Here is a 13,150-nt window from a genome sequence, read left to right on the forward strand (position 1 = left end):
ACCGATGCCCTGGGCTTGCCGGTGCATCATGTTGATATGATAATCATAGTAAATGTAGATGAGGCAAGACCGCATGTCGGTAAATACACCTGTTCCCGAAACCCTGTGCCCGATTTCACGGGCTGAGGCCGTCGTCGGTGACCGCTGGACGGTTCTGGTATTGCGCGAGTTGTTCATGGGCAGCCATCGGTTCGACGAGATCCAGGCGCAGACCGCCGGGACCCCGCAAATGATCGCCACCCGCCTCAAGCGTCTGGAGGCTGACGGGTTGGTCGTCCGCCGCCCTTACAGCGAGCGGCCGAAGCGCTACGAGTACCACCTCACGCCCAAAGGCGATGCTTTCTATTCCGTGGTGCTGGCGTTGCGCGCCTGGGGGGAAACCTGGTGCAAGTCAGAGGAGGAGGGGTTGGCGGTCGTTTACACCCACACCACCTGTCGCCAGCCCGCCGGGCTGGGGCCGTTGTGCGCGCATTGTGGCGAACCGCTGCATCGCGGGGAGCTGATCAGCACGCCCAGCGAAGCCTATGCTGCGGAACGAAAAGCACGGCGTGACGCCTTCAAGGGTGGTCGCGGGGCGGACCCGGTTATGGCTCAGGACCAGTGACAGCACACGTGGCAAATGCTGAAAAAAACGTTCCCGCACAACAGGCGGGAACGCAGGGAAGTCCAACGGCTTCAGCCTAGATTGCCGCAGAAAATGTTTTGATTACCATCGGCCGGGTTTTCACGCACCACCAAGGCATAACCGCCGGCTCGAAGTGTCTCGACAGACACCGGCGCACTTTTCCAGAAGTACTGCATCGATGTCGATGAATAGAACCGCGCATTCGGTCCGTCGTTCATGTCATAGGCCGGTTTCGAACCTAAATTGGCGCAGCTTCCGGGATAGATGTAAGCCGACAAACGACCGGGCGATGCGCTGCCCATGGTTTCACCGCTGACGGCAAACCAGAACTCGGTCGTATTGCCTTTGGGCATCATGATGGGCAGGGCGATACTCCCGGCATTGACGGGCGTAGCGTGCAGGGGAACGTTGGTGATCTGACTGTCAGGCACCGTCGAACACCCGCAGAGCCACCCGACCGCCACCACCACCGACGCCAGCGAAGATACGATTTTCATCGTGAAACTCCCGCTTGTAAGGACGCATTGAAGTGATCCCCACTCAATTTTAGCTGTCCGGTGACAGCGGACATTTCTTCGGATAGTCGGTCCTCTCCGGCGGGTGCTTGTATCGCAACGTATCTGCGGTGCCGACAGCCAACTGCGCATACAAAACCATGGCTTGGGCGACACAAGCGAGATACACCGCACCCTTCAAATGGGCTCACCGCATTGGCGGCAATCATTGGAGAATTGCGATGTCCCGTATCACTTCCCGTCACACCGCTGGCCGGCTCGGCATCGCCCTTGCCGCTGTAACACTGGCTACCTTTGCGGGCTTTACGCAGGCTGGCGAGACAGGTTCCGAGACGCAGCCTGGCAAAAACTGGCAGTCAGGCATTCATCGTACAGACTTGGTGCGCCAGGATCTGGACGTCGCTGAGCGTGAGGTCATCCAGGTTCGTGTTGATTTCGACGCGGGCGTGGTCTCGCCCAAACATTCGCATCCAGGGGTGGAAGTCGCCTACGTCATCGACGGGACGTTTGAGTATCAGCTGGAAGGCCGCCCACCGGTCACGCTCAAGGCTGGCGATTCGCTGTATATCCCTGCGGGGACGGCGCATCTGGCGAAGAACGTCGGTGGCGGCAAGGCGTCAGAGCTGGCGACGTACATTGTGAAGAAAGGCACGCCGCTGCTGGTGTTGGAGGAGTAATCAGTGTGGGAGCGAGCCGCCCGGAGCCGGCTCGCTCCCACAGGTAAAGCGGACTCAATCCCCCAGCTTGAACACCAACGCCTTCAACCCGCATTCAACCTCCGCATCCGGAAACTCCGGCGGATTCTCCAGCCGCTGTTCAAAGTGCAGGCTCGGCGCTTCACGCATGACACCCTCGATGAGGAAGTCAGACCCGAACGCCGGGTCGTTCATACACGCCAGCACCGTACCTTCAGGGCTGAGCAGTTCCGGCAACCGGCGTAACACGCGCTGGTAGTCCTTGGTCAGCAAAAAACTGCCTTTCTGAAAGGACGGCGGATCGATGATCACCAAGTCATAAGGCCCCTTGCCGATCACCTTGCCCCAGGACTTGAACAAGTCATGGCCGAGAAAACTGACCTGGCTCACATCGTGCCCGTTGAGTCGGTGATTGTCGCGCCCACGGCTCAGGGCCGGGCTGGACATGTCCAGATTGACCACGTGCTCGGCGCCACCCTCTATGGCGGCGACTGAGAAGCCGCAGGTGTAGGCAAACAGGTTCAACACGCGCTTGCCCTGGGCATTGGCCCGCACCCAGTCGCGGCCGTAACGCATGTCGAGAAACAGGCCGGTATTCTGTTTGCGGCCCAGGTCCACGCGGTAACGCAAGCCGCCCTCGGTGATGGTCATTTCATCGATCACCTCGCCCAGCAACCATTCGGTGGTGCTTTGCAGCAAGTATCGATGTTGCAGCAACAACGTATGCGCCCCGGATTGTGTCCACTCGGCTGACTGCGTGATTTGCATCAACATTCGTTTCAGCTCGTCCAGTTGCGACGCTTCCGGCTCTTTGAACAGCGCGACCAGCACCACGCCCTGTAGCCAGTCGACGGTCAACTGCTCCAGCCCCGGCCAGCAGCGGCCACGGCCGTGAAACAGCCGGCGGGTTTCTGCGGGGGCCGCTGCCAGGGCCGTCAGCAGGTGGGCGTGGAGGGTGGAAAGCACGTCTGAGTTCATCGGGCAGGGTCGGCAATTTGAGGGGGCGGCATTTTAACCACAATTGCAGAGCAAGGCGTGTTGCAACGCGTCGGGAGTTATCACGTTTAATTTAACGTTACGTGAGGATTTGGCGATCTATCGGCTCCCATACTCGGCTCCAACGATCAACTGCAGGGAGCCGGACATGTCGCAGCTATCTGCTTCACCCACTGTCAATAGCCATCCTCGCTGGTTGCGGCTGACCCATTGGCTGAACGCCCTGGCCGTGCTGGTCATGGTCACCAGCGGTTGGCGTATCTATAACGCCTCGCCGATTTATGACTTCAGCTTTCCCAAATCGATCACGCTGGGCGGCTGGCTCGGCGGTGCACTGCAATGGCACTTCGCGGCGATGTGGTTTCTGGCCATCAATGGCCTGATTTATCTCGCTATCAACCTGTTCAGCGGTCGTCTGAAACGCCGTTTTCTACCCGTCTCGCCCAAAGGTGTCCTGCATGACCTGTGGGCCGCATTGAGAGGGCGGTTGAGCCATGCCGACCTGAGTCATTACAACCAGGTGCAACGGGTGGCCTACCTGTTCGTGATGGTCGACATCACGCTGTTGGTGGTCTCCGGGCTGGTGCTTTGGAAGTCCGTCCAGTTCCCGCTGTTGCGTGAAATGCTGGCGGGCTACGAAGGCGCGCGACGGGTGCATTTCTTCGCAATGTCGCTGTTGGTTGCTTTCGTTGCGGTGCATCTGGTGATGGTCGCACTGGTTCCAAAAACGTTGTGGGCGATGATCGTCGGTCGCAAGGAGCGGGTATGAAAAAGCGCATCGAAAGTTCCGGGCTGGACGAGTCATCGATCCTGACAGACGCCCGAAAAATACTCGCCCCGCAGATCACCGACCGCTCGCGCCGTGCGTTCCTGCGGCACGGCCTGACCCTCGGCGGGGTGGCGATGTTGTCCGGCTGCAACCTGACCGACAACGAAAGCGTCGACACCGCGCTGTCCTCCATGTCCCGCGTCAACGATTGGGTGCAAGGCTGGTTGTTCAATCCCAACGCCATGGCGCCGACCTACCCGGAATCCATGATCACACGGCCGTTTCCCTTCAATGCCTTCTACGGCATTGACGAAGCACCGACGGTGGAGGAGGAGAGCTACCGGTTGGAAGTAACCGGCATGGTCGCGGACAAACACAGTTGGCGGCTCGAAGAACTGCGCGCCATGGCGCAGACCGAACAGATTACCCGGCATATATGCGTCGAAGGCTGGAGCGCCATCGGACGTTGGGGAGGCGTGCGGTTCCGCGACTTCCTGAAGCGCGTCGGCGCAGACACCGATGCCAGGTACGTCGGTTTCAAATGTGCAGACGATTACTACACCAGCATCGACATGGCCACCGCGCTGCATGCGCAAACCTTGCTGACGCTGACCTATGACGGCGCGGTGCTGCCTCGCCAGTACGGCTTCCCCATGAAGCTGCGCATGCCCACCAAGCTGGGCTACAAAAACCCCAAACACATTCAGGCAATTTTCGTCAGCAATACCTACAGCGGTGGCTACTGGGAAGACCAGGGTTACAACTGGTTCGGTGGCAGCTGACAGACACATTCATCACGCAGCCCACGCCGCGTTCATTCGCAACCTGTTCTTCGAGGAGTTTGATCATGAAAAAGTTAGCCACCGCCGTACTGTCCATGTGCATCGCACTGGGTGCTGCCAGTGTTTTTGCTGCCGATACCACGAGCAGCGACAGCATGAGCAAGGACTCGATGTCCAAGGATGCCATGTCCAAAGACACCATGAAAAAAGACGCAACGATGAAAAAGGATTCCATGGCCAAGGACACGATGAAGAAAGACAGCATGTCCAAAGATGCAATGTCCAAGGACAGCATGAGCAAAGACGCCATGAAAAAAGACGCCATGTCGCAGTAGTCCAATCCTTCCCGATCCCTGTGGGGAGCACAATCGCTCCCACAGGTTTTACAGGGTATGACTTGAACTCATGCCCTCATGACTTTTAATGGTTACAGCCCCGCCAACCCCCAGTGTTAAAAAATCGCAAACCAGCTCATCAACAACAAAAAAGAGCGTTTGCAACCATGACTCATCATCACTGCCGCGTCTTCGCCAGCGACCTGCTGCGCTCTTCGAACCCCGACATTTGCCACGCCAGGCCCGCTGCCTGCGTGCACTTCTGATCAACCCAAACTCCCTGAAGAGTAACGACTCATGAAAGAACTCGACCTGTACATCGGTGAAGGTTTCGAAGGCCCGGGCGTGAACGCCGCGCACATCAATATTCTGATTGGCCCGCGCAACGGCCCGGCCGGCCAGGCGTTTGCCAACAGCCTGGCATCGCCAAGCCAGGGTCACTGCCCGTTCATGGTGATCGCCCAGCCAAACATTCCGGTCAAGCCGATGACCCTTTACGTCAACAAAGCGGCGATCAGCAGCGACCTGCACGGCAACGCCACCTGGGGCGCGTCCCAGGCCGGTATCGCCAAGGCCGTGCTTGAAGCGCTGCTGGATGGCACCTTGCCGCCGGAAGCCGAAGACGAATGGGCCATCGTCACCGCCAACTGGGTCAACCCGGCTTGCGATGACCTCGATGCGGTCTACCTGAACAACTACAACGCCTGCCGCACAGCGATTCGTGCCGCGCTGACCGGCAAGCCGGAAACCGCGCAACTGGCGGATGTGGTCAATCACATCAGCAACCCTTTCTACACGCCAAAAGCCTGAGGTCCGCGCCATGCAATACATTCGTTTGGGCAACTCCGGACTGCAAGTATCCCGCCTGTGCCTGGGCACCATGAACATGGGCACCCCGGACTGGAAACCGTGGATCTTCGATGAGAAGAAAAGCGAGCCAATCGTCGCGCACGCCCTGGACAACGGCGTCAACTTCATCGACCTGGCGGACTTTTACTCCGCCGGTGTCGGCGAAGAAGTGGTGGGGCGCATCGTCAAGCGCCTGGCCCGTCGCGAGGACCTGGTCATCACCACCAAAGTCGGTTATGGCACCCGCAACGGGATCAACGCCAGCGGCCATTCGCGCAAGCACATCATGGACAGCATCGACGCCTCGCTGAAGCGCCTGAACATGGATTACGTCGATGTGTTCATGCTGCATTACTTCGATGTGAATACGCCGGTCGAAGAAACCATGAGCGCGATGAACGACATCGTGCGCTCCGGCAAAGCGCGCTACATCGGCGTCTCGACCATGCTCACCGGGCAATTGGCGAAGATTCTCATGGCCTGCGAGCGCAACGGTTGGGTCAAGCCGATCAACATGCAGCTGCAATTGAACTGCGCCTACCGCGAAGAAGAGCGCGAGATGATCCCGTTCTGCCGCGACCAAGGCCTGGGAATCTCGGTGTTCAGCCCGCTGGCCCGCGGTTTGTTGACCGGCGATGTGCAGTCGACCCGCAACCAGACCGATTTCTTTACTCAGCAGATGTACAGCGACGAAGCCTCGTTCGAAATCGCTCATTCGGTGCAACGCGTGGCCCGCGCCCGTGGTGTTTCGAATGCGCAAATCGCCCAGGCGTGGGTGGCCAACCATCCGGGTGTGGATTGCATGCTGGTGGGCGCAGACACCACCGAGCAGTTCGACAGTGCGCTGGCCGCACTCGATACCAGGCTCGATGCTGAAGAACTGCACGAACTGGAACGCAATTACACCCCGTGCGACGTGATCAACGATTACACCGCCGGCAAACGTATCTTGCGTTCGGCCCGTCCGGGTCTGGAACGTTTCACCCTGACTGAGGCTGTGGCATGAGCGCGCTGATCCGCACGGGCAATTTTATCGACGGCCAATGGTCGTCCGGTGGCCCAACTTACCCGGTGCTCAACCCGGCCAGCGGCGAGTTGATCATCGAAGTACAGAAGGCTGGCGCCGAAGAAACCAATCTCGCCATTGAAGCGGCCAATCGCGCGTTACCGGCGTGGCGCAAGCTCACTGCCAAGGAGCGCAGCCAGAAGCTCAAGCGCTGGAGTGAGCTGATGCTGAGCAACCAGAAGGACTTGGCGACCTTGCTCAGTCGCGAACAAGGCAAGCCGTTGGCCGAAGCCATGGGCGAAGTGGTCTACGCCGCGAGTTTTCTTGAGTGGTTTGCCGAAGAAGCCAAGCGTGCTTATGGCGATGTGATTCCGAGCCACAAGGCTGATGCGCGGATCATCGTGGTCAAGGAAGCCATCGGAGTGGTCGCAGCGATCACTCCGTGGAACTTCCCGCTGGCCATGGTCACGCGCAAGGTCGGTCCGGCATTGGCCGCCGGTTGCACGATGATTCTCAAGCCTTCGGAAGAGACGCCGCTGTCGGCATTCGCCCTGGCGGTGCTGGCAGAGCAGGCCGGTATTCCGGCGGGGGTGTTCAACATTGTGTCTGGCGATGCGGTGGCCATCGGTGGGGCGCTGCAAGCGTCGAGCATCGTGCGCAAGCTGTCGTTCACCGGCTCCACCCGCACCGGCAAATTGCTGATGCGCCAGGCGGCGGAAACCCTGAAAAAGGTCTCGCTTGAACTGGGCGGCAACGCGCCGTTCATTGTCTTCGACGACGCTGATCTGGACGCTGCGGTCAAAGGCGCGATGGCCTCGAAGTTCCGCAACACCGGGCAGACCTGCGTCTGTGTTAACCGCTTCTTCATTCAGGACGGCGTCTACGAAGCCTTCACCGGCAAACTCGCGCAAGCCGTGGCGGCGATGCGCGTGGGCAGTGCGCTGGATGGTGAAACCGAGCAAGGTCCGCTGATCAATGCTGCGGCGCTGGCCAAGGTCGAACTGCACGTTGGCGATGCGTTGGAGAAGGGCGCCAAGCTGATGTGTGGCGGCCGTCGTCATGCGCTCGGCGGCACGTTTTACGAGCCGACCATCCTCGCCGAAGCCAGCAGCGAAATGCTCATCGCGCAGGAAGAAACCTTCGGTCCGGTGGCAGCCTGCTTCCGTTTCAAGGACGAAGCCGAAGTGCTGCAAAAGGCCAACGACACGCCGTTTGGTTTGTCGGCTTACTTCTACAGCCGCGACATCGGCCGCGTATGGCGCATGGCCGAAGGCCTGGAAGCGGGCATGGTCGGCATCAACGAAGGGATCATTTCCACGGAAGTGGCACCGTTCGGCGGCATCAAGGAATCGGGCCTCGGTCGCGAGGGTTCGAAGTACGGTCTGGATGACTACCTGGAAATCAAATACCTGTTGATGGGCGGTCTCTAACCCCTCCACAACCCCCTACAGAACAGCGAACGGTTTCATTTCTCCGTCAATAACAACAATTGGAGATTTACATGTCCGTACAACCGGTAAAAATCGACGACCTGCCCATCGGGCGCTTTCACCTGAAAATCGCCGGCCTGACCTTCGGCGCGCATTTCACCGACGGCTACATCCTCGGCCTGATCGGTATTGCGTTCACCCTGCTGAGCCCGCAGATGCACCTGGATGCGTTCTGGCAAGGATTGATTGGGGCATCGGCGCTGATCGGGCTGTTCCTCGGCAGCCTGTTTTTCGGCTGGATCTCCGACAAGGTCGGCCGACAGAAAATCTTCCTGGTCAGCTTCGTGCTGATCACCATCGCCTCGGTGATGCAGTTCTATGCCGAAACCGCCATGGGCCTGTTTCTGTGCCGGGTGTTGATCGGCATCGGGCTGGGCGGTGATTTCAGCGTGGGTCACGCGATGCTGGCCGAGTTCGCGCCGAAGAAACATCGTGGCGTGCTGCTCGGTTCGTTCAGCGTGATCTGGACGTTCGGCTATGTTGCCGCGACGTTTGTCGGCACCGCCATGCTCAGCCTGGGTGATGACGCCTGGCGCTGGATGCTGGCGTCTTCGGCGATCCCGGCAGCGTTGATTCTGATTGCGCGAATCGGTACGCCGGAGTCGCCGCGCTGGCTGGTGAACCAGGGCCGAATTGCCGAAGCACGAGCGATCGTCAAAAAGCACCTGGGCGCCAACGTTGAACTCGACGAAACCCAATCCACCGAAACCCGTTCCGGCTACGCGGTGCTGTTCAGCCGCGAATACCGCAAGCGCACCGCGTTCAACTGCCTGTTCTTCGTTTGCATCGTCATGCCGTACTTCGCCATCTACACCTTCCTGCCGTCGATTCTGCAGAAGATGGGCCTGGCGGAGGGCTTCGGCACTGAGCTGATGTTGAACATGCTACTGATCCTCGGTGCGTTGATCGGGATCTGGTGCACGATCAAATTCTCGCGCCGCGGGTTCTTGATCAACTCCTTCATCATCCTGGCGGTCGCGTTGTTCATGTTGGCGGTGTTGCCCAGCAGTGCAGCGTTCTTGATGGTGTTGGTGTTCGGGCTGTTCACCCTGGTGTTGTCGGCGGTGAGTAACCTGGTGGGCGTATTCCCGGCCGAGAGCTTCCCGACTGAAGTACGGGCCAGCGGGATTGGCCTGGCCACGGCCGTGAGTCGGTTGGGTTCGGCGATCAGCACGTTCCTGTTGCCGGTGAGTGTGGCGGGGATTGGCTTGAGCCCGACCATGGGGATTCTGGCGGCGATTTTGGCACTGGGGGCGTTGTTGTCCTGGGCCTGGGCGCCGGAAACCAAATCGCTGACATTGAGCCAGGCGTGCAAGGCGCAGAGCCCGGTGGAAGGCGGAGCGCCGGCGGCGGTTAAAGTGCCGGCCCCGATCTAACAAACTGTCAAGGTTCCACTGTAGGAGCGGGCTTGCCCGCGAAGGCGGCTTAACATTCAGCAACTATGTGACTGACACACCGCCTTCGCGAGCAAGCTCGCTCCTACAGTGGTATCGGGTGTGTCAGGGATTGCTGACCAACCCCAACCAATCCGTAAACAACCGCACCTTCGACAACCCTTGTTTGTCGTTCGCCACATCCAGCCAATACCCATACGGCCCGATCACTTCCACCGGGGTAATCGGCAGCAGGCTGCCATTGGCCAACTCTTTCTCGATCATCTGCCGATCAATCACGGCCAGCCCACCCCCTGCCAGCGCGGTGTGAATCACCTGATCCAGCGTGCTGAATTCCAGTCCTTGCCCTGCATCGACATCGTCCCGTCCCATGGCTGCCAGCCAGTTTTCCCAGACCTTCAAGCGTTTGCCATCGTGCAGGATGTGCAGCAACGGAAAGCGCCGCAGATCTGGTGGCTGACCGTCGCTGAACAACTCCGGACTGGCCACGGCGATGTGCCGCTCCATCACCAGCAATTGACTGCTGCAGTGGCTGGCGGCTTCGAGGCCGAAGCGGATGTGGCAGTCGATCTCGGCGAGGCTGTCGTGGCCGGCCTGGTTGGTCACACTCAGGCTGATGTCGGGGTAGCGCTGACAGAACACGCGCAAATGCGCCGATAACCAGCGTGTCGCCCAGGTCGGCGGCGCGAGGACTCTCAGGCGCTGGCGCAGGTTGGGCACGCGCACGGCTTGCAGGGCACGTTCAATATGGTCAAAGGCTTGCGCCAGGTGCGGGGAGAGGGCGATGCCGGATTCGGTCAGCGACAAGCCTTGGGGCGTGCGCACGAACAGCGCGACGCCAAGGTAGTCTTCCAGTTGCTTGATCTGGCGACTGACCGCCCCTTGAGTGACGTTCAGGCCCAGCGCCGCCTGGCTGAAACTGCGATGGCGCGCGACCTCTTCGAAGACGCGCAGCATATTGAGCGAGGGCAGTTGACGCATGGAAGGAGGGCTCCGTACCGGCCTCCGGTGATGCGTCGGGCCGGGTTATTGTTTTAGTAGCGGTATCGGTGCTGCCTATCTGACTATTAGCAATGGGCGGATGCAAGTGTTGTTTGGGTTGACGCCATCGCGAGCAGGCTCGCTCCCACAGTAGACCGAGTCACTCATGGGAACGCGGTCCATTGTGGGAGTGAGCCTGCTCGCGATGGCTGTCAGCAGGACGCTAAAAATGCCGGATCAGAAGTAATACCCGATGTTCATATACACCTGATTCTCCCACTGATCACTCCCGCCAGCCCCCAGACTCTGGGTATAGCTGCTACCCCCGATGTACGGATCGTTCTTGCCAAACAACCACTCCGTGGCGACCCACAATTTGCTCACTGAAAACGAGCTGCCCACGATCATCCGTTCAGAGGTCTTGAACCCGCTTTCGGATTTGTCGAAGGCGCTGTAGTTGGCGTACACCTTGACCCCGCTGACCTGATCGAACAGGTATTTGCCGGCCACGTCGTAACTGAGATCTGCCACGTACAGGTTGCCGCGACTGGCGACGTTGTACGTGCCGTCATAACCGCCGAAGGTAACCAGTTCATCGGTGCCAGGGTTGCGCGGTGACATCTGTTGCCGTGCCGCTTGCAACTGCACGCCCCACGGGCCGTTTTGGCCCTTGTAGTGAATGGCCATGGCATTGCGCCGACCGTTGTCATCGGTGTCCTGGTTTTGAAGGGATGAAGTCAGGCCGGAGAGGCCGATTTCGGATTTCCACGGTCCCAGATCCAGTGCTTTGGCCACCCGTAGAACGACGGTGTTGCGTTCCTGGTTGTTGCTGCCGTCGGTGACGTAACTGTCGGCGTCAGACACAACGCTGGAGTAGGTAACCCCATTGCTGGTGCCTTTGCCTTGCCATGCCGGGCGCAGGTAGTAGCCGGTCTGGATGTTCCAGTCGCCGAATTGTTGGATGTACTTGGCGCCGACCTGTTGAACATCTTCCAGGCCGATGACGTTACCCAGGGTTTCGTAGAAGGTGCTGCCGAAGTAGGGCTGCAAACCGAACGACACGGTGTTCAGGCCCACTTGCACTTGCTGGTCGGGGTTGAATTTGTAGCCGGCCCACGCGAACTTGGCGAATTGGATATCGCCGTAGTTCTTGGTGTACTGGTAGGGATAGGAGCGGCCGTAAAAACGATACTCGGCCTGACCGATCCAGGTGTCGGAATTGTACTTGGCGCTGAGGAACATCGTATCCAGCCCGAACTTCTGGATGTCCCGATCCGGGTCGTAGTCCCAGCGTGCGCGAACCGCGCCGCCAAGATCGAGGTTGTCGGTCACTTGTACGGCCATGGCAGGGGCCGCAAAGGTGCAGAACAGAGCGATGTACAACGGACTGTGGCGCAGGGAGGCAGGGAAGGGCATGGGGCCGCTCTCGGTTATTTTTATAAGAGATGCCGGCAGTTTTGCGATCAGCGGTGTGTTGAACAAACGATTAAAAATCCGCAGGAACCTTCCTCAGATGCACGTTACTGAAAAAATCCTGTAGGACAATGTTCGACAGCCGTGGGATGCTTGGCCGATCAGCTAACGTTCGCGAGTGTTTTCCATGAAACGCAAAATGCCCGGTCTTAATGCCCTCAAGGCGTTTGAAGTGGCCGGTAGCACTGGTAGTTTTACCCGCGCCGCCGAGTTGTTGAACGTGACCCAGAGCGCAGTCAGTCGCCAAGTGCGTCAGCTGGAAGAACAGCTCGGCGAAAGCCTGCTGGAGCGCCGTCACCATCACCTCGAATTGACCGGCGCCGGGAAAGTGTTGCTGCGGGCGCTGCATCAATCCTTCGACAAGATCGAGCTGACGGTGCGCAGCATCCAGCAGAAAACCCATTCCAATCGCCTGCACATCAACGCGCCGCCGACCTTTACCAATCGCTGGCTGATGCCGCGTCTGGGGCGCTTGCGGGAAAAGCACCCTGAGCTGGAGCTGAGCATCACCACGCGCTTGCAGGACAGTCTGGCGGAAAGCAGCACGCTGGATTGCGCGATCCGTTTCGGCGATGGTGAATGGGATGGCCTGAACAGTTCGATGCTGATCCAGGAACGGCACGTCGCGGTATGCGCGCCGACCTTATACGCGCGGGAATGGAGCGGACAGGGCATTGACCTCAATCGCCTGACGTTGCTGCATGTGCTGGCCCGTGAAGACCAGCGCTACCTGACCTGGAAACATTGGCTGGATGCCGCACGCATCACCGGGGTCGACACCCAGGGCGGGTATGAGTTCGACCTGTTGGACCTGGCGATTCGTGCAGCCATCGACGGCCTGGGCATTACCATCGCTGACTGGCACATGGTCGCCCCGGAATTGGCCAGCGGGCAGTTGACCCAAGTGCTCAACGTGCACGTGGATGGCCACCAGTCCTACTGGCTGGTGACCCGGCCGGAGCAGACCCTGATGCCGCAATTGCAAGTGTTCAGTCAGTGGTTGCAGGAAGAAATCTGGTTGGCACAACGACAGTTGGAGCCCTCAACCGCAGCCCTCTGACCACCCCCAACTCATGTAGGAGCCGAGCTTGCTCGCGATGGCGGGGTGTCATTCAACACAGGTGCTGGCAGGTCCAACGCCATCGCGAGCAAGCTCGGCTCCTACAGGGTATGGAGTAACCTGCATTTTTCGAATGTTTGCCCGCTCAATAAATCGTTTGTTCAACTCGCTCAGGATGTC

14 protein-coding genes are annotated in these 13,150 nt (G+C 59.4%); 10 read left to right on the top strand and 4 right to left on the bottom strand.

Going from position 1 to position 13,150, the window contains the following annotated elements; all coding sequences use genetic code 11:
• The first annotated feature begins 73 nt into the window (after positions 1–73).
• Entirely contained in the window at positions 74–604 is a 531-nt protein-coding gene (locus ACA048_RS12025; RefSeq protein WP_497629302.1) for a winged helix-turn-helix transcriptional regulator, read from the top strand.
• Between the two features lie 71 nt (positions 605–675).
• On the opposite strand, the gene ACA048_RS12030 is transcribed toward ACA048_RS12025, so the two are convergent.
• Entirely contained in the window at positions 676–1,122 is a 447-nt protein-coding gene (locus ACA048_RS12030) for a hypothetical protein (protein WP_497629303.1), read from the bottom strand.
• 239 nt (positions 1,123–1,361) lie between these two features.
• Here ACA048_RS12030 and ACA048_RS12035 point away from each other — a divergent pair, with 239 nt between their 5' ends.
• Positions 1,362–1,817 (top strand): cupin domain-containing protein, encoded by a 456-nt coding sequence (locus ACA048_RS12035; RefSeq protein WP_497629304.1) that lies wholly within the window; start codon positions 1,362–1,364, stop codon positions 1,815–1,817.
• A 54-nt stretch (positions 1,818–1,871) separates the two neighbouring features.
• Here the strand turns inward: ACA048_RS12035 and ACA048_RS12040 are convergent, their stop codons facing one another.
• Complete coding sequence (locus ACA048_RS12040) at positions 1,872–2,813, bottom strand: class I SAM-dependent methyltransferase (protein ID WP_497629305.1); 942 nt, start codon at positions 2,811–2,813, stop codon at positions 1,872–1,874.
• A gap of 166 nt (positions 2,814–2,979) precedes the next feature.
• Between ACA048_RS12040 and ACA048_RS12045 the strand changes: the two genes are divergently transcribed.
• From ACA048_RS12045 to ACA048_RS12075, 7 genes are all read left to right on the top strand, one after another.
• A complete protein-coding gene (locus tag ACA048_RS12045; RefSeq protein WP_497629306.1) occupies positions 2,980–3,600 on the top strand; it encodes a cytochrome b/b6 domain-containing protein in 621 nt (206 codons plus the stop codon).
• The gene (locus ACA048_RS12050; RefSeq protein ID WP_497629307.1) at positions 3,597–4,382 is read left to right on the top strand and encodes a molybdopterin-dependent oxidoreductase; all 786 of its coding nucleotides are present in this window, start codon (positions 3,597–3,599) and stop codon (positions 4,380–4,382) included. Before ACA048_RS12045 ends, ACA048_RS12050 begins: the two co-directional genes overlap by 4 nt.
• 65 nt (positions 4,383–4,447) lie before the next feature.
• Positions 4,448–4,717, top strand: a complete 270-nt coding sequence (locus ACA048_RS12055; protein WP_497629308.1) for a pentapeptide MXKDX repeat protein — start codon at positions 4,448–4,450, stop codon at positions 4,715–4,717.
• Positions 4,718–5,014: 297 nt separating this feature from the next.
• Positions 5,015–5,527, top strand: coding sequence for a formaldehyde-activating enzyme (fae, locus tag ACA048_RS12060; RefSeq protein ID WP_008043405.1), 513 nt, complete (start codon positions 5,015–5,017; stop codon positions 5,525–5,527).
• Positions 5,528–5,537: 10 nt separating this feature from the next.
• Entirely contained in the window at positions 5,538–6,572 is a 1,035-nt protein-coding gene (locus ACA048_RS12065) for an aldo/keto reductase (protein ID WP_497629309.1), read from the top strand.
• Positions 6,569–8,002, top strand: a complete 1,434-nt coding sequence (locus ACA048_RS12070; RefSeq protein ID WP_497629310.1) for an NAD-dependent succinate-semialdehyde dehydrogenase — start codon at positions 6,569–6,571, stop codon at positions 8,000–8,002. Before ACA048_RS12065 ends, ACA048_RS12070 begins: the two co-directional genes overlap by 4 nt.
• Before the next feature lie 71 nt (positions 8,003–8,073).
• Entirely contained in the window at positions 8,074–9,438 is a 1,365-nt protein-coding gene (locus ACA048_RS12075) for an MFS transporter (RefSeq protein ID WP_497629311.1), read from the top strand.
• A 123-nt stretch (positions 9,439–9,561) separates the two neighbouring features.
• Here the strand turns inward: ACA048_RS12075 and ACA048_RS12080 are convergent, their stop codons facing one another.
• Entirely contained in the window at positions 9,562–10,437 is an 876-nt protein-coding gene (locus ACA048_RS12080) for a LysR substrate-binding domain-containing protein (RefSeq protein WP_497629312.1), read from the bottom strand.
• Between the two features lie 237 nt (positions 10,438–10,674).
• On the bottom strand, positions 10,675–11,853 hold the full coding sequence (locus ACA048_RS12085) for a hypothetical protein (RefSeq protein WP_497629313.1): 1,179 nt from the start codon (positions 11,851–11,853) through the stop codon (positions 10,675–10,677).
• Positions 11,854–12,037: 184 nt separating this feature from the next.
• Between ACA048_RS12085 and ACA048_RS12090 the strand changes: the two genes are divergently transcribed.
• Positions 12,038–12,970 carry a LysR substrate-binding domain-containing protein gene (locus ACA048_RS12090; RefSeq protein WP_497629314.1) on the top strand — a complete coding sequence of 311 codons (933 nt, stop codon included), beginning with the start codon at positions 12,038–12,040 and terminating at the stop codon, positions 12,968–12,970.
• Positions 12,971–13,150: the final 180 nt, after the last annotated feature.

The sequence above is a fragment of the Pseudomonas sp. LBUM1659 genome (assembly GCF_059716045.1).